The 21,740-nt window shown below is 57.0% G+C and carries 21 protein-coding genes; 12 read left to right on the top strand and 9 right to left on the bottom strand.

Annotated elements, in window-relative coordinates; translation table 11 throughout:
• Positions 1 to 8 precede the first annotated feature (8 nt).
• The 6 genes from paaA to AC2FJW_RS08900 are packed head-to-tail and all read left to right on the top strand — an operon-like array spanning position 9 to position 4,381.
• A complete protein-coding gene (gene paaA, locus AC2FJW_RS08925; RefSeq protein WP_496698310.1) occupies positions 9 to 986 on the top strand; it encodes a 1,2-phenylacetyl-CoA epoxidase subunit PaaA in 978 nt (325 codons plus the stop codon).
• A gap of 23 nt (positions 987 to 1,009) precedes the next feature.
• A complete protein-coding gene (gene paaB, locus AC2FJW_RS08920; RefSeq protein ID WP_142639870.1) occupies positions 1,010 to 1,294 on the top strand; it encodes a 1,2-phenylacetyl-CoA epoxidase subunit PaaB in 285 nt (94 codons plus the stop codon).
• Positions 1,294 to 2,052, top strand: coding sequence for a 1,2-phenylacetyl-CoA epoxidase subunit PaaC (paaC, locus tag AC2FJW_RS08915; RefSeq protein ID WP_496749873.1), 759 nt, complete (start codon positions 1,294 to 1,296; stop codon positions 2,050 to 2,052). The genes paaB and paaC overlap by 1 nt, the downstream gene beginning before the upstream one ends.
• 5 nt (positions 2,053 to 2,057) lie before the next feature.
• Positions 2,058 to 2,519 (top strand): 1,2-phenylacetyl-CoA epoxidase subunit PaaD, encoded by a 462-nt coding sequence (paaD, locus tag AC2FJW_RS08910; protein WP_496689219.1) that lies wholly within the window; start codon positions 2,058 to 2,060, stop codon positions 2,517 to 2,519.
• A 13-nt stretch (positions 2,520 to 2,532) separates the two neighbouring features.
• Positions 2,533 to 3,606, top strand: coding sequence for a 2Fe-2S iron-sulfur cluster-binding protein (locus tag AC2FJW_RS08905; RefSeq protein WP_496749872.1), 1,074 nt, complete (start codon positions 2,533 to 2,535; stop codon positions 3,604 to 3,606).
• 13 nt (positions 3,607 to 3,619) lie between these two features.
• Positions 3,620 to 4,381, top strand: coding sequence for a Phenylacetic acid catabolic protein (locus AC2FJW_RS08900; protein WP_271949049.1), 762 nt, complete (start codon positions 3,620 to 3,622; stop codon positions 4,379 to 4,381).
• A 33-nt stretch (positions 4,382 to 4,414) separates the two neighbouring features.
• On the opposite strand, the gene AC2FJW_RS08895 is transcribed toward AC2FJW_RS08900, so the two are convergent.
• From AC2FJW_RS08895 to AC2FJW_RS08880, 4 genes are all read right to left on the bottom strand, one after another.
• Positions 4,415 to 5,155, bottom strand: coding sequence for a maleate cis-trans isomerase family protein (locus AC2FJW_RS08895; RefSeq protein ID WP_496749871.1), 741 nt, complete (start codon positions 5,153 to 5,155; stop codon positions 4,415 to 4,417).
• Positions 5,156 to 5,163: 8 nt separating this feature from the next.
• Positions 5,164 to 6,327 carry a M24 family metallopeptidase gene (locus tag AC2FJW_RS08890; RefSeq protein WP_496749870.1) on the bottom strand — a complete coding sequence of 388 codons (1,164 nt, stop codon included), beginning with the start codon at positions 6,325 to 6,327 and terminating at the stop codon, positions 5,164 to 5,166.
• A complete protein-coding gene (locus AC2FJW_RS08885) occupies positions 6,324 to 7,478 on the bottom strand; it encodes an amidohydrolase (protein ID WP_496749869.1) in 1,155 nt (384 codons plus the stop codon). The genes AC2FJW_RS08890 and AC2FJW_RS08885 overlap by 4 nt, the downstream gene beginning before the upstream one ends.
• Before the next feature lie 105 nt (positions 7,479 to 7,583).
• Entirely contained in the window at positions 7,584 to 8,048 is a 465-nt protein-coding gene (locus tag AC2FJW_RS08880; RefSeq protein WP_271949042.1) for an Lrp/AsnC family transcriptional regulator, read from the bottom strand.
• 125 nt (positions 8,049 to 8,173) lie between these two features.
• On the opposite strand from AC2FJW_RS08880, the gene AC2FJW_RS08875 reads away from it, so the two are divergent.
• The 4 genes from AC2FJW_RS08875 to AC2FJW_RS08860 all read left to right on the top strand — a co-directional run bounded on the left by AC2FJW_RS08875 (position 8,174) and on the right by AC2FJW_RS08860 (position 12,273).
• The gene (locus tag AC2FJW_RS08875) at positions 8,174 to 9,223 is read left to right on the top strand and encodes a pyridoxal-phosphate dependent enzyme (protein WP_496749868.1); all 1,050 of its coding nucleotides are present in this window, start codon (positions 8,174 to 8,176) and stop codon (positions 9,221 to 9,223) included.
• A 23-nt stretch (positions 9,224 to 9,246) separates the two neighbouring features.
• Positions 9,247 to 10,299, top strand: coding sequence for a TRAP transporter substrate-binding protein (locus AC2FJW_RS08870; RefSeq protein WP_496698322.1), 1,053 nt, complete (start codon positions 9,247 to 9,249; stop codon positions 10,297 to 10,299).
• Positions 10,300 to 10,391: 92 nt separating this feature from the next.
• A complete protein-coding gene (locus AC2FJW_RS08865) occupies positions 10,392 to 10,928 on the top strand; it encodes a TRAP transporter small permease (RefSeq protein ID WP_271949035.1) in 537 nt (178 codons plus the stop codon).
• Positions 10,929 to 10,989: 61 nt separating this feature from the next.
• Entirely contained in the window at positions 10,990 to 12,273 is a 1,284-nt protein-coding gene (locus tag AC2FJW_RS08860; protein WP_416383921.1) for a TRAP transporter large permease, read from the top strand.
• Positions 12,274 to 12,332: 59 nt separating this feature from the next.
• Here AC2FJW_RS08860 and AC2FJW_RS08855 read toward each other — a convergent pair whose 3' ends face one another.
• Positions 12,333 to 13,637 carry a UDP-glucose dehydrogenase family protein gene (locus AC2FJW_RS08855; protein WP_496749867.1) on the bottom strand — a complete coding sequence of 435 codons (1,305 nt, stop codon included), beginning with the start codon at positions 13,635 to 13,637 and terminating at the stop codon, positions 12,333 to 12,335.
• A 160-nt stretch (positions 13,638 to 13,797) separates the two neighbouring features.
• Between AC2FJW_RS08855 and gmd the strand changes: the two genes are divergently transcribed.
• Both gmd and fcl read left to right on the top strand, forming a co-directional pair.
• Positions 13,798 to 14,922, top strand: a complete 1,125-nt coding sequence (gene gmd, locus AC2FJW_RS08850) for a GDP-mannose 4,6-dehydratase (RefSeq protein ID WP_142639846.1) — start codon at positions 13,798 to 13,800, stop codon at positions 14,920 to 14,922.
• 10 nt (positions 14,923 to 14,932) lie between these two features.
• Complete coding sequence (fcl, locus tag AC2FJW_RS08845) at positions 14,933 to 15,910, top strand: GDP-L-fucose synthase (protein WP_496749866.1); 978 nt, start codon at positions 14,933 to 14,935, stop codon at positions 15,908 to 15,910.
• Positions 15,911 to 15,942: 32 nt separating this feature from the next.
• Here fcl and AC2FJW_RS08840 read toward each other — a convergent pair whose 3' ends face one another.
• The 4 genes from AC2FJW_RS08840 to AC2FJW_RS08825 form a co-directional block, all read right to left on the bottom strand.
• Entirely contained in the window at positions 15,943 to 17,019 is a 1,077-nt protein-coding gene (locus AC2FJW_RS08840; protein ID WP_496698329.1) for a DUF2793 domain-containing protein, read from the bottom strand.
• A gap of 207 nt (positions 17,020 to 17,226) precedes the next feature.
• Positions 17,227 to 18,663, bottom strand: a complete 1,437-nt coding sequence (locus AC2FJW_RS08835) for a mannose-1-phosphate guanylyltransferase/mannose-6-phosphate isomerase (RefSeq protein WP_496749865.1) — start codon at positions 18,661 to 18,663, stop codon at positions 17,227 to 17,229.
• Between the two features lie 66 nt (positions 18,664 to 18,729).
• Positions 18,730 to 19,623: a UTP--glucose-1-phosphate uridylyltransferase GalU gene (gene galU / locus AC2FJW_RS08830; protein ID WP_496749864.1), complete on the bottom strand. Its 894-nt coding sequence runs from the start codon at positions 19,621 to 19,623 to the stop codon at positions 18,730 to 18,732.
• A 311-nt stretch (positions 19,624 to 19,934) separates the two neighbouring features.
• Positions 19,935 to 21,740, bottom strand: coding sequence for an ABC transporter ATP-binding protein (locus AC2FJW_RS08825; protein ID WP_281995134.1), 1,806 nt, complete (start codon positions 21,738 to 21,740; stop codon positions 19,935 to 19,937).

The following is a 21,740-nucleotide window of genomic DNA, read 5'->3' as shown; positions in this document are numbered from 1 at the left end:
GACGGGACATGTATGCTCAGATGGTGAAGTCCGAGGCGACACAGGAAGATCCTGCAAAGCTTGCTGCCTTTCAGGCGCGCATCGACGCTGATGAAAAGATCGAACCCAAGGATTGGATGCCCGAGGGCTATCGCAAGACGCTGATCCGCCAGATCGGCCAGCACGCCCATTCCGAAATCGTTGGGCAGCTGCCCGAGGCGAACTGGATCACGCGGGCACCCACACTGGAACGCAAGGCGATCCTGTTGGCAAAAGTTCAGGACGAGGCCGGGCATGGTCTGTACCTTTACTGCGCCGCCGAAACACTGGGTGTCAGCCGGGATGAGATCACCGAAATGCTGCTGGACGGGCGCATGAAATACTCGTCCATCTTCAACTATCCCACCCTGAACTGGGCAGATGTTGGTGCCGTTGGCTGGCTGGTGGATGGCGCCGCGATCATGAATCAGGTGCCATTGCAGCGTACGTCCTACGGTCCGTATTCACGCGCCATGATCCGCATCTGCAAAGAAGAGAGCTTTCATCAGCGTCAGGGCTATGACGCCATTCGCAAGATGGCCGAAGGCACGCCGGACCAGAAACGAATGGCGCAGGACGCTTTGAACCGCTTTTGGTACCCATCGCTGATGATGTTTGGACCGTCCGACAAGGACTCGGTGCATTCGACGCAGTCGATGAAATGGAAGATCAAGATGAACACCAATGACGAGCTGCGTCAGAAATTCGTCGATCAGACTGTGCCACAGGCCGAGTATCTGGGCCTGACCATCCCTGACCCAAAGCTGAATTGGAACGACGATCGCGGCCATTATGATTTCTCAGAACCCGACTGGTCCGAGTTCTTCGATGTCATCAGTGGCAATGGCCCCTGCAACACCGACCGGCTGGCCGCCCGAAACCAAGCCTGGGACGACGGCAAATGGGTGCGCGACGGGCTGATGGCACATGCCGAAAAGAAACGCTCTGGCACAGTGGCTGCCGAATAAGTCGACCCTGAGGAGGAAACCCGATGAAAAACGAATGGCCCCTGTGGGAAGTCTTTATCCGCGGTCAGCATGGTATGAGCCACCGTCACGTCGGCTCGTTGCATGCCCCGGACGCGGAGATGGCCATCAAGAACGCGCGCGATGTCTATACCCGCCGCAACGAAGGTGTGTCGATCTGGGTGGTCGAGGCGAATAATATCTCGGCCTCCTCGCCCAGCGACAAGGGCCCATTATACGAGCCCAGCGAAAGCAAGGTCTATCGTCACCCGACCTTTTTCGACATCCCCGATGAAGTGGGGGCCATGTGATGGACCGGGACGCGGCATTTGTACAATTCCTTCTACGGATGGGTGATAATGACCTTGTCCTTGGCCATCGCGTCAGTGAATGGTGCGGCCATGCGCCGGTGCTGGAAGAGGATATCGCGCTGGCCAACACGGCCCTGGACCTGATCGGGCAAACCCAGATGTGGTTGGGTCTGGCGGGCGAGATCCAAGGCGGCAAAACTGCCGACGATCTGGCCTTTCTGCGCGACGCCTGGGATTTCCGCAATGTGCTGCTGGTCGAGGTTCCAAATGGGGATTTTGGCCGGACCCTGATGCGCCAGTTCCTGTTCGATGCGTGGCATTCCATCATGCTGGGACGCTTGCTCAACTCTACGGATGACCGTGTCGCGGCCATTGCCGCGAAAACCAGCAAAGAGGTGGCATATCACCTGGAACGCTCGGGCGACACGGTGATTGGTCTGGGGGACGGAACAGCGGAAAGCCACGCCCGGATGCAGTCGGCTCTGGACTACCTGTGGCCGTATGTCGGTGAGATGTTCACCAGCGACGAAGTTGACGCCGAGATGGTCGCGGCGGGCATTGCGCCGAACCCCGCGGATCTGCGCGCGGAGTTTGACACTTTGGTGCAGCGGATCCTGTCCGAGGCGACCTTGACGATCCCAGAAGGCGCGTTTGCCCATAAAGGTGGGCGTGACGGGCGGATGCATACGGAACATCTGGGTCATCTGTTGACACAGATGCAGTGGCTGCAACGCGCCTATCCCGAAGCAAGCTGGTAACGCCGATGGATCGGGCATCGACCAAACAAATCTGGGAATGGCTGGATGCTGTTCCTGACCCTGAAATTCCGGTGATTTCGGTAGTCGATCTTGGCATTGTGCGCGATGTGCAGTGGCAGGACGAGACGTTGAAGGTGACGGTCACTCCAACCTATTCCGGCTGTCCGGCAACATCCATTATCAGCCTGGATATCGAAACCGCCTTGCACGATCGCGGGATCAGTGACGTGCAGATCGAAACCAGCATCGCCCCGGCTTGGACCACCGACTGGCTCAGCGAAAAGGGCCGGGCACGGCTGGAAGACTTTGGCATTGCCCCACCACAACCGGCAGGCGGCCCGGATCGCTGCCCGCGCTGCGGCAGCAAAGCGGTCGAGAAGGTCAGCCAGTTCGGTTCGACCCCTTGCAAGGCGCATTGGCGATGCACCGACTGCCTGGAACCATTTGACTATTTCAAGTGCATCTGAGGAGGACCACCGGATGGCACGTTTCCACGACCTGAAAGTCACAGATATTCACAAAACCATTCGCGATGCGGTGGTGGTGACACTGGAACCTGTGAACGGCGCTGCAGATCAGTTCGATTTCACCGCCGGTCAATATCTGACATTTCGTCGCGAATTTGAGGGCGAAGAACTGCGCCGGTCCTACTCGATCTGCGCGGGCAAGGATGAAGGCGTGCTGCAGGTTGGCATCAAACGTGTTGAAGGCGGCGCCTTTTCCGGATGGGCGAATACTGAACTGAATGTCGGCGACATCGTCGAGGCCATGCCGCCGATGGGCAGCTTTCATACTCCGATAGATGCGGGTGCGGAAAAGCAATATCTGGGCTTTGCAGGGGGCTCGGGGATTACTCCGGTCCTGTCGATCCTCAAAACGACCCTCGCACAGGAACCGCAATCACGCTTTACCCTTATCTATGCCAATAAGGGCATCAACACGATCATGTTCCGCGAGGATCTCGAAGACCTCAAGAACCTTTATATGGGTCGCCTCAACGTGATCCACGTTCTTGAGACGGACTCTCAGGAGATCGAGCTGTTCACTGGTTTGGTGACCCAGGAAAAATGCGCAGAGTTGTTCAAACATTGGGTCGATATCGACCATGTCGACAGCGCATTTATCTGCGGCCCGGAACCGATGATGCTGGGCATTGCCGCCGCATTGCGCGAACACGGACTGGATGACAGCCAGATCAAGTTTGAATTGTTCGCCAGCGCCCAGCCCGGACGGGCCAGGGCTAAGCCGGTCTCGGCGGACGCAGCCACGCAGGGCAACCAAAGCAGCGCCTCGATCACGTTGGACGGATCCACCCAGACCGTGACCATACCCAAGGACCAGTCCATTCTTGAGGCGGCCCTGGCAAACGCCATGGATGCCCCGTTTGCCTGCAAGGCCGGTGTCTGTTCGACCTGCCGCTGCAGGGTGCTTGAGGGCGAGGTCGAGATGCTCGCCAATCACGCGCTGGAAGACTACGAAGTGGAAAAAGGTTATGTGCTAAGCTGCCAGGCCTATCCGGTAACAGACCGCGTGGTCGTCGATTACGACCGGTAGAAAGGGGGCAGTTATGTCCGATTCAATGACACTCGACAGCTATCTGGCCGCAGGCGGTGTTCTGACCAACCCATCGAATGTGCCGCCTCGCTATCGGGCCGAGCTGATGAAGCTGATGGCGACTTTTGTCGACAGCGAACTGGCCGGGGCCGCCGGGTTCGCCGACATCATCAATCAGGGGCCGGGGATCAAGGAACGGATCGCCGCCGCAAAGATCGTGCTGGAAAAGTCAGACCACGCAAATTGTGTTCTCAGCATCATGGGCGAATTTGGCGCAGATACCGAACGCTATGCCAATCACCATCCTTGGACCATGCGCTTGTCGCGGGATGCGGATATCGGGGCCACCCGGTCCGAGCATGACATGCGTCTGGCGGTGTTCAACTATCCGCTGTCCGGCTGGACAGACGCTGTGGTCATGAACCTGCTGATGAGCCGCGCGGTGGCCGAACAACTGGCCGAGTATTCCACCATCTCGTATCAGCCTCTGGCCGAAGCCTTCCGATCCATCGCCCCGGTCGAGGCGCATCATGGCGAGCTGGCATTGGAAGGGGCGGTCAAACTGATCGAGAACGGCGCGGCGGACGACATGCAGAACTCGGTCACTTACTGGTGGCCTCGGGTTGCGGTGTCCTTCGGCGGCGATGACCCGAAACGGTTCGAGCTGTTGAAATCAATGGGCCTGCGTCGCAATACAAACAGCGCATTGCAGGACCGTTGGGGCCAGACAATGGCTGCAACTCTGGCAACGCTTGGCCTCAAATCGCCTGCTTGAACGAAAGCGCCCTAGGCGGACACCCTTCTCGCTCTATCCAAAGAGCCGTCCGAACTGAGGGTTGAGGTCCTCAATGCCGGCCAATCGAAGCATATGCCAGGCAAGCGCCTGATTGCTGGAAATGACTGGAATCCCGATCTTTTCTTCTGCCTGAACAATGACGTCAAGGCATCGCAGGTTCGTGCAAGAGACAATGACAGCATCGCAGGGCGCTTGAGCCGCGACCTTTTCAATAGCGCCAAGGATCGACTCTTCTGTGATCCGCGCAACAACGCGGTCATTTCCTTCCTCGAACGACCCGAAACCTGCGATTTCGAAACCGGCCTGTTCCAGCTTTGTGCGCATCCCAGCGGAAACTTCGGGAATATAGGGGGTGACGAAGCCCAATCGCCTGACCCCAAGATGCTGACCGGCAGCGATGATTGCCGCCAACGGATCGGTCACACGTGCATCCGGGCAGACCGTCTTTATCACCTTGGCCACATTCTCGGACCCGATCACGGTTGAGGCCGAGGTGCAGCCAAATCCGATTGCATCAAAGCTGAGCGATGGTGGCAAAAGCCGTGCCGTCGCAGGCAGGTCCTGTTCCATCCGCGCCAGTGTGTCGGGTCGGATTTCGGGCACCATCGGAATCCGGCTGTGATAGAGCGCGACACCAGCTAGGCGCATGATCCGAGAGAATTCGTTTTCTAACGTCTCGTCAGTCTCAAGAACAATCACACCCAGATTGGCGCGGGTGCCAATGCCTTCGTCTGTTTTGAAATCAAGCTTCATGATTGGCCTCAGATGATTGGTAGTTCGGGCGCGGCGCGTTTGGTCATAAGCTCTGCCCCACTTGCACGTATGACGATGTTCTCTTCGTGCACCATGACCCGACCGTCTCCATAACCAAGCGATGGTTCAAGGGTCAGTACCATATTTTCGGTGATCTCAGTTGTATCCCAACTGGTGTGCGAGGGCCATTCGGTCAGCTGCATGCCAAGCCCATGACCCAGCCTGCCGACGTCACCACCCTGATCGTCGAGCTCAGCGATCACCTTCTGCATCGCTTGAAACAATTCTCGGCAAGTCGCTCCGGGGCGAGCTGCGGCGATCCCGGCCTCAGTCGCGCGCCAAAGAACATCATATGCACGGCGTGAGGCGTCATCGGCGCGGCCAATGGCCCAATTCCGATCGAAGTCGCAAAAATACCCGTCCCAGTTGGCCCCCGTGTCGAGCATCAGCACATCGCCGCGCGCCAGCGGGCGGCGCGACGGGGGCGAGATGACGTCGTGATAGCCACCCGTATCCGCACCGCCGACCAAATACGGGACGTCATCGGCCCCCTGCGCCAACCCCTCGCGCCGGAAAGCGCGGAACACATCTTCAAGCGGCTGTCCTTCGCGGGCGAAGTCAGGCACCTGCTCAAACGTCCGAGACCCGATGGAGCAGATGTAGGCGAGCTTTTCGATCTCGGCCTCGGATTTCACCATTCGCAAGCCCCGAACGATCTCGGTTGCGTCAGTGATCTTTAGCCCGTTCAGGCCCGCCAACAGCCGCTCATAATCGCCAAGCGGCATCCGCAAATGGGTTTCGTGCCCCTTCATCAATCCAACGGTTTCACCACGGCTGGCATGTGGCGCCAGTAGATCGGTCAACAGCCCGATACCGTCATCCTTTGGTGCAGGTGCGCCCCAGGTGCGGATATCTGTGACCCAGGTTCGCCGCATAAGGTCTGCGCCGATCTCAGGGATGATTGCGATGGGCTTGCCGGTTGCCGGGATGAACAGGAACCATGGGCGGGTCGGGCTTTGCCAAAACAGCGTGTGGAACCCGCTGAAATAGCGCACATCCGGTTCAGTTGTCAGCAATATGCCCGCCATACCGGTTTCGGCCATCTTTGTCTGCGCCGCTGCGGTACGCGTTGCGAATTCTTGTTGGTCAAAACCACGTCGTGGGGCGTTCATGACTTTTGATCCTTTCGCAGGGGCAACCGGTCCTGAACCAATCGGACCCAGAATTCAGCTCCGATCGGCAGCAGTTCATCATTGAAATCATAGTCAGAAGCATGAAGCGGTTGGCCATGTGGCCCGGTCTCGCCATTGCCCAGCAAAAGGAAACATCCTGGCACGGCGGCCGAAAACTGGGCGAAATCCTCTGAAAAACTCATCGGCTGCCGATCCTTGATCAGGTCACAACCGGCGGCTTCGGCTGCGCGATATACCGCAAGGGCCGGGGTGGGGGCGTTGATGGTCTCGACGAACTGCGTCTCAAAGCTGACCGATGCTTGAATGCCATGTGCTGCCGCAATCCCTTCGGTGATCTGGCGCATGAAACCTTCGATGGCGTTGCGGTCTTCGGGCGATCTGGCGCGAAAATCTCCTTTGAGAGTGGCGTTGCCCGGCAAGACGTTTCGCTGGCCGTCCGTCAGGAATTCGGTCACGGACACTACCGCGCCAGAGGCGGGCGCAAGCTTTCGTGCCACCACGGTCTGCAATGCCACCACAATCTCGGACCCTACGGTAATTGCATCAACGCCGGTTTGTGGCATCGAGGCATGACCGCCCTGGCCTTTAACCGTGATCTCGAACAGGGTTTCACTGTTACAGATAATACCGGCGCGGGTCGAAATCTGACCGGTTGGAGCGCCTGGCAAATTGTGGATTGCATAGATTTCTTCGGCCGGAAATTGCTCTAGCACACCGTCGTCGATCATCGCGCGCGCGCCCAGGCCGTGCTCTTCGTTTGGCTGGAATAGAAAAACAACCGTACCGTCAAAGGTAGGTTCTTTCGCCAGACGCTCTGCCGCCCCAAGCAGCATGGTTGTATGTCCATCGTGGCCACAAGCATGCATCACACCGGGTGAGGTAGAGACATAGTCATGGGACGAGGTTTCGGTGATTGGAAGCGCATCCATGTCAGCACGCAGGCCAATGGCTTTGTTGCCACCGCCGGATCGAAGCACACCGACAACGCCTGCGCCTTCGTGCACTTCGATCCCAAGGGCGCGCAGCCGTTCAGCGACAACCGACTTGGTTCGCGTCTCTTGAAAGCCCAGTTCCGGGTGCCTGTGCAAATCCCGCCGAAGCGCGATCATACGGTTTTCTAAATCGCTCATTTCTTCATCCGCGTGTGAGTTGCATCGGTTCTACAGGATAGGGCTGCGTGTTTCGCATCAAATTTCCGGCCCTAAAGCAGAAAAAATTGCACAAAAGCGCCAAGTTCAGATCGGAAGTTCCAGACCAATCTTTGTACGGTCCATCGCGACGGATGTGCGAAATCTGCGGACGTTCGAGTTATCGAAAAACAAGCGATGGGTCAGGTCCTCGAAATCCTCCATGTCCTGCGCGACGCAGATAAGAACAAAATCGGCATCACCGGTCACATAATAGCATTGCTGAACTTGCGGCTCGTTCCTGGCGCGTTTGCGGAACAGATCAAGTTGCTGAAGCGATTCCCGGTCAAGTTCGACCAGAACGATGAAGGTCATCTTATAGTCAAAGCGCGACGGGTTGAGCACCGCGACCTCTTTCAAGATCAGCCCGGAATCTCGCAACCGCTTGAGCCGCCGCTGCACCGAGGGAACTGAAAGACTGCATTCTTGCGCCAGCTGTTCCAGCCCGATTCGACAATCCCTTTGCAGGGTTCTGAGGATTATCGTGTCTGCATCATCAAGTTGTTGGTTCATGAAAAATCCTCGCGATGGAAGAGGCAGGTTTGAAACATATTATCGAGATTAGGGTCAAATACGATAAATAGAAATAGGTCGGTCATGCACAATCTCTGCACATGGAAAAAGCGGATGAAAAATACATGACAGCGACCGACGACCTAAGCTTCGCCCCGGATTTCGTCCGTGCGCAGGAGTTTTTTCAGGGGCAAGAGACCTATGCTGTATCGCCGCTGATTGAAATCACGGGGCCGGATGGTCAGAGAATTCTGGCCAAGAACGAGACAGAGCGTATGGGGCTTGGCGCCTTCAAAGCTTTGGGGGCACCCTATGCGGTTGCACGCCTTCTCGAGGATGCATGGCACGAGAATACCGGTGAAACGCTCTCCTTCACGCGGATGAAGGATGCCGATTTTCGAGAATTCGCATCTGGCCACACATTCGTCTGCGCAAGTGCAGGCAACCACGGAATGGGCGTTGCGGCTGGGGCGCGGGCGATGGGCGCAAAGGCGCGAATTTATCTGGCGCAGACCGTACCGCAAGGGTTCGGCGACCGTCTTAGAACCTTCGGTGCCGAGGTTGTCCGTTCGGGCGATGTTTATGACGAAAGCGTCGCCGCCGCTATTGCTGACGCCAAAACCACCGGTGCCACGCTTTTGGCCGACGGAACCTGGCCTGGTTACACCGAGATTCCGAAACTGGTGATGGAGGGCTATTGCGTCATCGCCGAAGAGTTGCGTCAGCAGTTTGAAGCCTCGGGGCAGTGGCCTACGCATGTCTATCTGCAGGCCGGTGTCGGTGGATTGGCCGCCGCAATGTCGCATATGATCCGTCTGAACTGGGCGGAACAGCCTGAACTGATTGTTGTCGAACCCGGCGCTGCGTCCTGTTTGCGGGCCAGTCACTTGGCCGGACGGGCCACCCGCAGCGATGGGCCGGATTCGAATATGGGTCGGCTTGACTGCAAGGCACCGTCGATCGTGGCCTGGGATGTGCTCGAGCGCTGCGGCGTGAGCTACGAAACCCTTTCCGAAGAAGAAGGCCAGGCAGCCGCAGAAGCTGTCACAGCACTTGGAATCGCGACCACGCCGTCAGGCGCGGCCGGTTACGGCGCCCTGTGCAAGAGAACCAACCAACAGGCGAGGACGCAGGAAATACGTCCTCTTGTCATCATCTCAGAAGGGCTCGCATGAGCGGGCAAGAAAGGACTAACAGAATGACATCCATCTTTAGCAAGCTGATAACCTCGGCGGTTTTCGCGGCAGGTCTGTCGACTGCTGCCTTTGCGGACACCTGGAAATTCGCCTCGGAAGAGGACAAAGGCGACGTACAGGATATCTTTGCACAGGCCTTCGCCGAAAGTGTCAAAGAGCAGTCCAATGGCGACATCAAAGTGCGCATCTACTACTATGGTCAGTTGGGTACCGAGAACGATATTGTCGAGCTGACATCTAAGGGTACGGTCCAGTTCGTATCTGTTGGCACCGGTCATCTTGGATCTTATGTGCCCGAGGCACAGGTTCTTGATCTGCCCTATGTTCTGGGCGGTGATATCGACGTGATCCGCGAAGTTCTGACCACCAGCCCGACCATCTATGAAGACCTCAGCGAGAAATTCGAGAAGGTGAACCTCAAGCTGCTCACTATGATCTCGGAAGGCGACATGGCCTGGGGTGCCAACAAGGCGATCCGCAGCCCCGCTGATTTCGAAGGTCAAAAGATCCGTACCTTCACCTCGACCATTCCGGTGGAAACCTTCAAGGCGTTTGGCGCCAACCCGACTCCTTTGTCCTGGGGCGAGGTCTATGGCGCGCTGCAGTTGAAGACCGTCGATGGCATGGTGAACCCGATCTATTTCATCTACAACGCCAAGTGGCATGAGGTTCAGGATTACCTGATCTTCCCGGGCCAGCTTCCTTACGTCGGCACCGTTTCCACCAACAGTGAATGGTTCAACGGTCTGCCCGCGGATCAGCAAGAGATGGTCAAGAACGCCATCGCCGAGGGCGAGCAGGCTGCGCATGATTATCAGATCAAGATCAATCTGGAAAACATGGACAAGATCAAGGCAGAGCGCCCCGATCTGCAGGTCATCGTCTTGACTGAGGACGAGCGCGCTGTCTTTGAAGCCCAAAGCGCCACATTGCATGAAACATTCTTCGATGTGGTCGAAAACGCCTATGACGACGCCGAGAAACCTGCGGCCCGCGCGCAAGCCCAGAAGATCCTCGACGGCCTGCTTAACGAGGTGAGCAATGCGTCGCAATAAAAGCTGACATCACTGAAAGGTGCGGCGTCTCATTCAGACGTCGCGTCTTTCATTTACGGAACGCTGACTGGCGGGCCGAGGGAGGGAAAATCATGAAAAGCGCATTGGTCGCCCTGAGTAGGGGCACCGAGTTCATCGAGAAATTCGTTATCATTCTGGCCATATTGTTGATGATGGTGAATTCGACCGCTAACGCCATTGGCCGCTACGCCTTTGGCAAAAGCCTGTTCTTCTCGGAAGAGCTGAACCAGTTTCTGATTGTCAGCGTGACCTTTTTTGGATTTGCCTATGCGGTTCGGAAAGGTCGGAACATTCGGATGACGGCGGTTTATGACACGCTGTCCCGCCGGTCCAAGAAAGTGATCCTGACGCTGATTTCGATCACGACCAGCATGCTGCTGGCCTTTTTGGCCTATAAGTCCGTGTTCTACGTGCTTGAGATCAAAGAGCTGAACCGTCTGAGCCCGGCGCTGCAGTTTCCGGTCTATATCATCTACTCGGTGATCCCGGTCGGCCTGTTTATGGCCAGCCTGCAATATCTGATCGCATTCATCATGAATGTCACTCATGTCGGCATCTGGCACTCGTACGAGGTCGAGGACAATGACGCAGTGGATGTAGGAGTCTGAGATGCCCGGATTCCTTGATTTCCTTGGCGATGTCATAGCTGGTGAGCTGGATATCTATGTCATCACCTTTGCTCTGGTCGTGGCGATGGTGGTTCTGCTGTTCCTCAGCTACCCGATGGTTGTTCCGCTAGCGGTTGCCACGCTGATTGGCCTTGTTCACTTCTCGCAAAGCGATACTGGCGTCATCATCCAGCAGATGGTCACTGGCATTTCGCCAAACGCGCTGATCGCTGTGCCGATGTTCATATTCGCCGCCGATATCATGGCGAGAGGTCATACGGCCAACAATCTGCTGGGGTTGATCGAAGCCTTTGTCGGTCACCGCCGGGCCGGATTGCCGATCACGGCCTGCATCAGTTGCACATTGTTCGGCTCGGTTTCGGGTTCGACTCAGGCGACCGTGGTTTCGATTGGTCAGATCATGCGGCCAAAGCTGCTGAAGGCCGGTTACAAGGACAGTTTTGTCATGGCGTTGATCATCAATGCCAGCGACATCGCCTTCCTTATCCCTCCAAGCATCGGGATGATCCTATATGGCACGCTGGCCAATACCAGCGTGGGCGAGCTGTTCATTGCAGGAATTGGTCCGGGCGTTGTTCTGGCGCTGATGTTTTCGGTCTATTGCTATTTCTACAGTGTCCTGCAGGGCGATCTGATCGCGCGGGTGCCAAAGAAATCCGGGGCCGAGCGGCGCGCAGCGTTTCGCAAGGCCATACTGCCGCTTGGTTTCCCGGTCCTGATCGTCGGCGGTATCTACACCGGCGCAGTGACCCCGACCGAAGCAGCCTCGTTTTCGGTGCTTTATGCGCTGATCGTCGAATGCGTGATTTATCGGGAACTGAAACTCAACGACGTTTTGGATTCTGCTCTCAGCACAGGATTGATTACGGCGGTTGTGTTCATCCTTGTCGGGATCGGTCAGGCGTTCTCCTGGTATATTTCCTTCGAACAGATCCCACAGGGCCTGTTAGAGCCGCTGAACCTGGAAGGCGCGTCGCAGGAATACATCCTGTTCATCATCGCGCTGTGCTTCTTCGTGGGATGTATGTTCGTCGACTCGCTGGTCGTGCTTGTCATCCTTACGCCAATCTTCGTTCCGATCGTGGATGCCTCGGGGATTGATCCGGTTCTTGTCGGGGTTATGGTGACGCTGCAGATGGCCATCGGATCAGCTACACCGCCGTTTGGCTGCGATATCTTCACCGCAATCGCGATTTTCAACAGACCTTATCTTGAGGTGATCCGGGGCACTTTGCCGTTCTTCGCGATCCTGGCGCTGATGACGGCTATGCTGATCTACTTCCCGGGTATCGCGCTGTTCCTCAGGGATCTGGCGGCGTTTTGACAAAATGAATGACGGATGGCCGGTTGTTTTGAATCGGCCATCCAAACTTGATCCGAAGATCAGCGCCCAATACCGACGTAACTATCGAAGCCGGATTTCTTGACGGCGGGTTCGGAATAGATATTGCGCAGATCGACCATTCGGGGGGATTTCATCGTGCCAGCTAGGTCGCTCAGATTGAGCGCACGGAACTCGTTCCATTCGGTCAACAGCACAACGACATCCGCATCTGCAGCAGCAGCATAGGGGTCTTCGCACCATTCGACGCCGGGCAGCAGGGCCTCACCTTCGGAACGCCCCTGAGGGTCGACAACCCGCACCGTTGCCCCACCACCGATCAGTGCAGGCACGATAGTTAACGAGGGCGCATCACGCATATCGTCGGTATTGGGTTTGAAGGTCACGCCCAGAACAGCGATCGTTTTTCCATTGAAACTGTCGTCGCAGACATCTCGGATTTTCTGGATCATCCGTTTCTTGACCTCGTCATTCACCCGGATGACGGTTTCGGTGATCTGCATCGGGTGGGCATGTTCCTGACCGATCCGGGCCAGAGCGGCGGTGTCTTTTGGAAAGCACGATCCGCCATATCCCGGACCTGCATGTAGGAATTTATTGCCAATGCGCCCATCCAGACCGATGCCTCGGGCGACCTCTTTCACGTCGCCGCCAACACGTTCGCACAGGCCTGCGATCTCATTTATAAAGGTGATCTTGGTCGCAAGAAACGCGTTAGCGGCGTATTTGATCATCTCTGCGCTTTCCAGATCGGTGGTCAGGATCGGGAAGTCCCGCAGGTAAAGCGGGCGGTATATTTCCGCCATGACATCGGCGGCGCGGTCTGATTCAACGCCGACAACCACACGATCCGGGCGCATGAAATCATCAATGGCGGCCCCTTCGCGCAGGAATTCAGGGTTCGAGGCGACGTCGAATTCGGCCTTCGGGTTGGCGGCAGAAATGACCTGATGCACCTTGCGATTGGTGCCAACTGGAACGGTCGATTTGGTTACCACCACAGTGTAGCCCGTAATCGCATGCGCAATTTCTTCTGCGGCGGCCATCACATAAGTCAGATCGGCGTGACCGTCCCCGCGACGTGTGGGCGTGCCCACGGCAATAAAAACAGCATCCGCTCCATCCACTGCTGCGGCCAGGTCCGTGGAAAAGCTGAGCCGACCAGCGGCTACGTTTTTGGCCATCAGGACGTCAAGCCCGGGCTCATATATCGGGACTTCGCCAGCCTGCAGCATCTCAATTTTCTGTTCGGCCTTGTCGACGCAAATGACATCATGGCCGAAATCGGAAAAACATACCCCGGACACCAAACCTACATAGCCGGTTCCGATCATCGCAATACGCATACTAAAATACCCTTCTTAACAAATACCGCCTTTGGCGCGCACACATTCGAAGAAAGTTCCGCCGGTTTCAATGCCTGTCAGCGTGCTTGGGTTGCATTCCGGGGATTCTTGCTGTTTTTGGGTCGGCAATCATACACATTTGTTTTCGTAGGGCGGAACTATGACAAAAACGGCATTAATCACCGGGATTACCGGACAAGACGGATCGTATCTGGCCGAGTTTTTGTTGGAAAAAGGTTATGAAGTTCACGGTATTAAGCGCCGCGCGTCCTCATTCAACACGCAACGCATCGACCACATCTATCAAGACCCACACGTTCCCAATCCCAAACTGCACCTGCACTATGGTGATCTGAGCGATACGTCTAACCTGACGCGAATCATTCGCGAAGTACAACCGGACGAGGTCTATAACCTTGGCGCACAGTCCCATGTGGCCGTCAGTTTTGAATCCCCGGAATACACTGCGGATGTGGATGCCATTGGTACTTTGCGTTTGCTGGAAGCGATACGTTTTCTCGGGCTCGAGAAAAAGACACGCTTCTATCAGGCCTCGACCTCGGAACTCTACGGTCTGGTGCAAGAGACCCCGCAACGCGAAACCACCCCGTTCCACCCACGGTCACCTTATGCGGTTGCCAAACTTTATTCTTACTGGATCACGGTCAATTACCGTGAGGCCTATGGCATGTATGCCTGTAACGGGATCCTGTTTAACCACGAAAGCCCGCGCCGGGGCGAAACTTTTGTTACCCGCAAGATCACACGCGGTTTGGCAAATATTGCGCAAGGGCTGGAAAGCTGCCTGTACATGGGCAATATCGACAGTCTGCGGGATTGGGGCCACGCGAAGGACTATGTGCGGATGCAATGGCTGATGCTGCAGCAGGACAATCCTGAGGATTTCGTGATTGCGACCGGGGTTCAGTATTCGGTACGTCAGTTCATTGAATGGTCGGCAGCCGAGCTTGGCGTATCACTGGAATTCACCGGGTCAGGCGTTGACGAAACCGCGACTGTCGTCTCGATCGAGGGGGACAAAGCCCCGGGATTGAAACCCGGTGACGTCGTGATGCGGATAGACCCGCAATATTTTCGCCCGGCCGAGGTCGAGACCCTTCTGGGCGATCCCTCAAACGCCAAGAACAAACTGGGTTGGGTACCAGAACTGACCGTGCAGGAAATGTGCGCTGAGATGGTGACCGAAGACCTGAAGACGGCCAAACGTCACGCGCTTTTGAAAGAGCACGGGTTTGAGCTGCCAATGAGCCTGGAAAACGGCTGAGGAGGCCCTCATGCGTAAGATCTATGTTGCCGGGCATCGTGGTATGGTTGGCGGCGCAATCCTGCGTCGTTTGCAAAACCGCAAGGACGCAGGCGAAGCGCTGGAGTTGATCACGCGCAGACATTCCGAACTGGATCTGACCGACCAATCCGCCGTGCGTGATTTTATGCAGACTGAGCGTCCGGATATGGTGATCCTAGCCGCGGCCAAGGTTGGTGGGATTCACGCAAATAACACGTACCCCGCAGATTTCATTTACGAAAACCTGATGATTGAATGCAACGTGATCCATCAGGCTTTTGCAGCGGGGGTAAAGCATTTGCTGCAGTTGGGCAGTTCGTGCATTTACCCACGGGCTGTCCCTCAGCCCATGCGTGAAGACGCTTTGCTGACCGGCGTGCTGGAACCCACCAACGAACCCTATGCCGTTGCAAAGATCGCCGGGATCAAGCTGTGCGAAAGCTATAATCGCCAACATGGTGTCGATTACCGGTCAGTCATGCCAACCAATCTTTACGGACCCGGAGACAATTTTCACCCCGAAAACAGCCATGTCCTGCCGGCCCTGATCCGCAGATTCCACGAGGCACAGCGCGATGGGCTGGAAGAGGTGGTGATCTGGGGCACAGGAAAACCGCGACGCGAGTTTTTGCATGTCGATGATATGGCCGAGGCGTCCTTGTTTGTGCTCGACTTACCGCGCGATATCTACGACGCGAATACCCAGCCGATGCTGAGCCATATCAATGTGGGATGCGGCGAAGATATCTCAATCGCTGAGCTGGCGGCCCTGGTGGCCGGAACAACCGGATTCAAGGGTAAGATCACTCAGGATGTCAGCAAGCCTGACGGGACACTGCGCAAGTTGATGGATGTGTCCCGACTGGCAGATATGGGGTGGCGCGCACGCGTTGGACTCGAAGATGGTATCCGCGAGACCTATGCGTGGTTCCTGGAGCAGGCAGACACCGATTTGCGCGCCAAATGACCGCCTGGGCATAGCTCCGGACGGTCTAAAGCTCAGAACCAGCGACCGGTTGCGATTACCGTTGGGGACAGGCTGCTTGTGTCCGAGGATGCCGATAGAACCTTAAAGGGCACTTGTGTTTCAGTGGCCGCGCCCAAACCTATAAACCGGCTTGTCGCGCCGCCACTGCCACCGACCGAGGGTGAGGTTCCGGACGCAAAGGCTGCGGGAAAGCTCCAGGTGGTCTCGGCGCTGGAATACAGCGATCCTTCGGCGTTCACGCAATCGGTGGCCGTCAGAACGCCCGTGCAGATTTGTGTACCATCCGCAAACCGAACATATTCGCCATTGGCGGTTGATCCGCGTTCGACGACCGCGCCGGTTGGCACCCCGGCGGTTTCTGACACAGAGCCCAGCAGGTTTCCGGGGCAGTAGCCATAGTCGGCCCGCATCAGACGACCTGCGGTGATGTCTTCGGCATCGTTTTGAATGGCAGAGCCTGAGGCTATTCCGGTGGCGGGGTCAAAGCTCAGCGCCTCGGTCCAGGATCCGCCATCAGCCGAGACTTTGATGGAAAAACCGGTATTGCCAGACAATCCCATTTCCGCATGGCCAACCCAGTTTGACTGGAACAAAAGCGAGGCGGTATCCCCGGCCGCTGCCTTGTTGATCTTCAACTGGTGACCCGCCCCGTCATGGCTGAGCAACGTCGCAGGCGACCGGATCGAAAGCCGATTGGTGCTGTCATACCCTGTTGCGATACCGACACCGTCCAGGTTCTGGGTTGCGACCTGAGGCTCGGACCAGTCTGCGCCATCCCAGATCTTCAACCGGTTGGCCTGTTCATCCCAGGCCCGCCAGCCGATTCCCGGGGTCACAAAATGCCAAGCGTCATCCAACCAGGCCGCAAGGGCGCCCGGCTGCGCGGCCCAATCCCCGGTAGGGTTGGCGCCAAGCGCGTGAATCTCGCCCTGTTCCGGCACCGCAGGCGGGACCGAGGCGTTTGTCGACGCTACGCTCAGCTGGACAATCAGGTCCAGAGCACGCAGCGCCTCGTTATGGGTGACGTGTTTCTGGGCCTGCGAAGGTTGCAGGAAAGGTAAATCCAATCTGGGTGAGTTTTGTGACACGGGCGGCGTCCTCCTGTAGCTGTCGGTCCGACTATTGCATTGCGCGCCACATTGCCGTGCCCAGGATGAATCCGGTCTGATCTGACCGAACGTTCGAATAATCATTTGCTAACGTTTGGAGGATTCCATGGGGCGTAGCCAAAGGTCAGGATTCAACGAAAAAGGGCAGCCGAAGCTGCCCTTAAGTTTACCAATCACCGTGAAGGGTTAGCTGCGGGCGTACACATCCTCGTACCGGATGATGTCGTCCTCACCCAGATAAGACCCGGTCTGGACCTCGATCAGAACCATCGGCACCTTGCCCGGATTCTCCATCCGATGAACGGCACCGAGCGGGATGTAGACAGACTGGTTTTCAGAGATCAGGCGCACATCTTCGTCGATCGTAACTTTTGCCGTGCCCTGTACAACGATCCAGTGTTCAGACCGGTGGTGATGGGATTGCAGGCTTAGTGAGGCGCCGGGGTGAACGTGTATGCGTTTGACCTGGAACCGATCCCCGATGACCAGGCTTTCGAACCAGCCCCAAGGGCGATGATCGACCGGCAGCGATTCCGCTTGTTTGGCGCCTTTGGCCTTCAGGGCCGCAACCGCCTGTTTGACGTCCTGAGCCTTGTCCATGCTGGCCACCAAAACCGCATCGGGCATGGCGACCGCAATCATGTTTTCCAGACCCATCGCAACAACTTCTTGCGTGGGGGTTTCTGAACGCACCAATACGTTCCGGCAGTCAATGGTGGTAACCTGGCCCGTGGTGGCAACCCCATCGGCGTCTGGATTGCTCAGCTCTTGAACTGCCGACCAGCTGCCGACATCCGACCAGCCCGACGCATAGGGCACGACGCTCAGATTGCGGGCTTTCTCCATGACCGCATAGTCGATCGAGATATCCTCGACAGCGCCCCAGGCTTGGGGGTCGAGGCGCAGAAACCCGAGGTCGGTCTTTGCCTCACGGACGGCCTTGCCGACCGGGTCCAGCAGTGCGGACGCATGTTCTTTGAATGCAGCGATTATGTCTTTGACCGCGAACAGAAATATCCCCGAATTCCAAAGATAGCTGCCATCGGCGATCATGGCTTGGGCATTCGGCAGATCAGGCTTTTCGACAAAACGGTCCAGCGCAATGGCGGTGTTGCCCGTATCTGGGGCATGGCTGAGCTTGAGATATCCATAGCCGGTTTCCGGCCGGTCCGGAGTGATCCCGAAAGTGACGAGATCCCCACGATCCGAAATCGCGCGCGCGCCTTCGGTAACTGCCTGATGAAACGCAGCTTTGTCCGGGATGACATGGTCCGATGGGGCGACAAGCATGATCGCATCCGGGTTGCTGGCGGCCAGATACAACGCGGCGGCCAGAACCGCCGGTGCTGTGTTGCGCCCTTCGGGTTCGATCAGAATGGGGCCAGGATCTATGCCAATCGCGCCCAGTTGTTCCGGAACCACAAAACGGAATGCATCATTGGTAAGGATCAGCGGCTTGGCATAAGGCGCGTCCTTGGGTCCCTGCATTCGTTCAGCACAATCCTGAAGCAGGCTTGAATCACCGATCAGAGGGACGAACTGCTTGGGGTAACTTTTGCGCGACAGGGGCCACAGTCGGGTGCCGGACCCTCCGCAGAGTATGATGGGATGGATGGTGGTCATTGCGGCTTGCCTCGAAGGTTCTTGGACTTTGTCACTTTAGAAACGACATGCTGAAGGTTGCGGGCGCTATTGAGCGGCCTTCCCGGCGGCGACTATCTCGTTCAGATATTGGCTCAGGTCATCACGCAGATCGCTACGGGCCAGCGCAAAGGCAACAGTTGCCTGGAGGAACCCGGCTTTCGAGCCGCAATCAAATCGCTGGCCGTCGAATTTATAGCCAAACACGGGCACACCGTTACAGATGTCTTCTGCGATTGCATCGGTCAGCTGAATCTCACCGCCACTGCCCGTTTTCTTTTGGTTGAGATTGTACAGCACTGACGGCCCCAGAATATACCGACCGATAACGGCCAGGTTCGAGGGGGCTTCTTCCGGCTTGGGCTTTTCAACCATTCCTCTGGCGCGAACCACTGAGCCGACGTTTTCGCCTACATCCAGAACGCCATAGGAACTGGTTTTTTCGTTTGGCACTTCCATCGTTGCGACCATGTTGCCACCGGTTTCCGCATAGGCTTCGACCATCTGCTGCAGACAGGGTTTATCAGCAGCAATGACGTCATCAGGCAGCATGACGGCAAATGGCTCGTCGCCGATCAGCCGGCGGGCGCACCAGACCGCATGGCCCAGCCCAAGCGCCTTGTGCTGACGGATATAGGCGATGGCGCCGCTTTCCATATTCGTTGCATTCAGCGCCTCAAGCAGGTCATCCTTGCCCTTGGCCTTGAGCTCTTGTTCCAGAACGAGGTTGTGATCAAAGTAATCTTCCAGCGCAGATTTGCCACGCGAAGTTACAAAGATGAATTCGGTAATACCTGCGGCACGGGCTTCGTCGATTGCGTATTGAACCAAAGGACGGTCAACCAGTGTCATGATCTCTTTGGGGACGGATTTTGTCGCTGGGAGAAAACGCGTGCCCAATCCCGCAACGGGGAAAATCGCCTTGGTGACCTTGCGTACCATGTTACCTCTCAAATTCAATTCTTGCCCGACCGCGTAGGGCAGGCCGGGGTTTCCTATTAGGCTGCGCAGTCAGAACAATCAATGACATCGCGGCCGCAGTCTAAAATCTGACAGGAAGGTGCCACCGGGGGTAGGGGAAGTCAAAACGAACCGCCGTTTGATGCCTTTGAAACCCGTCATTTACCGGTGTTTTGTTGTACAATCCGGCCCTTCGTCCATTCATTGGCAAGAATACGCCAAGAATCGTCATGAAGTCGTGCAAAGCCGAACCTGTCCCCGAGGCTGTTCATGCGGCCTCGGGGACAGGGGATTTATGTGTTCGCCAGTATTGTCTCAAGCGGGTCATGCTCGGCCACGAAATGGTTTGGTGCGACCTCGTTGAGCTGTGGAACATAATCGTTCTGACCGGCCGATAGCCGGCTGGGCAAGAACCTGAGCGCCGCTTTCGGGTCCATCGGCGAAGGCAGCTCGCCCGGCAATTTGAGGCGCTGGCGTTGCCGTTCCACATCCGGATCGGGGATCGGGACCGCCGAGATCAGCGATTTGGTATAGGGGTGTAGAGGCTGCGAACAGATCACCTCTCCATCTCCCAATTCGACGATGCGCCCCAGATACAGTACCATGATCCGGTTTGACACTGTCCGTACCACGGACAGGTCGTGGCTGATGAAAATCATCGACAGCCCGAATTCCTGCTGCAGCTCTTTCAAAAGCTCTACGATCTGGGCCTGGATCGACACGTCCAGAGCCGAGACCGCCTCGTCACAAATGATCAGCTTGGGCTTGTTGATCATCGCCCGCGCGATCCCGACCCGCTGGTTCTGCCCACCGGACAGCTCGTGCGGATAGCGGTTGATCATGTTGGCCTGCAGGCCGACCCGCTCCATCATTTCGCCGACCATTTTCTTGCGCTCACGCTCTGTCAGATCCGGGCGATAGGTTTTCAGCGGTTCGGCGATAGAGGCCGAGATGGTCATTCGCGGATCGAGGCTGGCCAGCGGATCCTGGAACACAATCTGCAGGTCCTTGCGGTACTTGTTCAGCTCGGCCCGCTTTAGCCCGACAATCGGATGGCCCAACCAGCTGACATTGCCACCGCTGGGTTCGATCAGCTGCAGAACCGCCCGCGCCAGTGTGGATTTGCCACAGCCGGATTCACCCACAACGCCCAGCGTCTCGCCCTTACGGATGTCAAAGCTGACGCCGTCCACAGCTTTCAGCGGTACCTTGCGCCCGAACAACCCGCCCGACACGTGGATCGGGAAATGCACTTTCACGTCATCGACCCTAAGCAAAGGTGCGTCGGTTTCTTCCAGTGCTTTTGGCGCGTCACCGGCATCAATGCGCGGCATCGCTTCAAGCAGGGTGCGGGTGTATTCATGCTGCGGCGCGCGGAAGATCTCGCGCGTGTCCCCGGCCTCAACAAACTGACCCAGACGCATGACCTGAATGCGGTCACACATCCGTGCCACCACGCCCATGTCATGCGTGATCAGCGCAATGGCAGTGCCTTCGTCTTTTTGCAGGTGCACCATCAAGTCCAGAATGTCGGCCTGGACCGTCACATCCAGCGCCGTGGTCGGTTCATCGGCGATCAGCAGCTTTGGGCTGCACAACATCGACATGGCGATCATGACACGCTGTCGCATGCCCCCCGACAATTCGTGCGGGTATTGATCCAGACGACGGTTTGCCTCTGGGATGCGGACCCGGTCCAACCACTCCAGACAGCGCGCCCGAGCGGCCGAACCCTGCAACCCTTCGTGAACCTGCAGAACCTCACGCATTTGCTGCCCGACCCGCAGATGCGGGGTCAGGGCGGTCAGCGGATCCTGAAAGATCATGCCGACGTCATCGCCCCGGATCTGGTTCAGCTTGTTGATCGGCAGATTCAGGATTTCCTTGCCATTCAGTGTGGCCGAACCGATTGCACGACCCGCTGAAGGCAACAGCCCCATCGCGGCCATGAAAGTCTGGCTTTTACCGGACCCGCTTTCGCCCACAATACCAAGGCATTCGCCCGGATTAATGTCAAAGCTGATGCCTTTGACGGCCTCGACCACACCATCGGGGGTGTCGAACTGGACGCTTAGGTCCTTAACAGAGAACAGGCTCAT

The organism is Ruegeria sp. CDSA020 (assembly GCF_059612345.1).
Note: the sequence above shows the minus strand (reverse complement) of the source record. Positions and strands in the feature narration are given on the sequence as shown.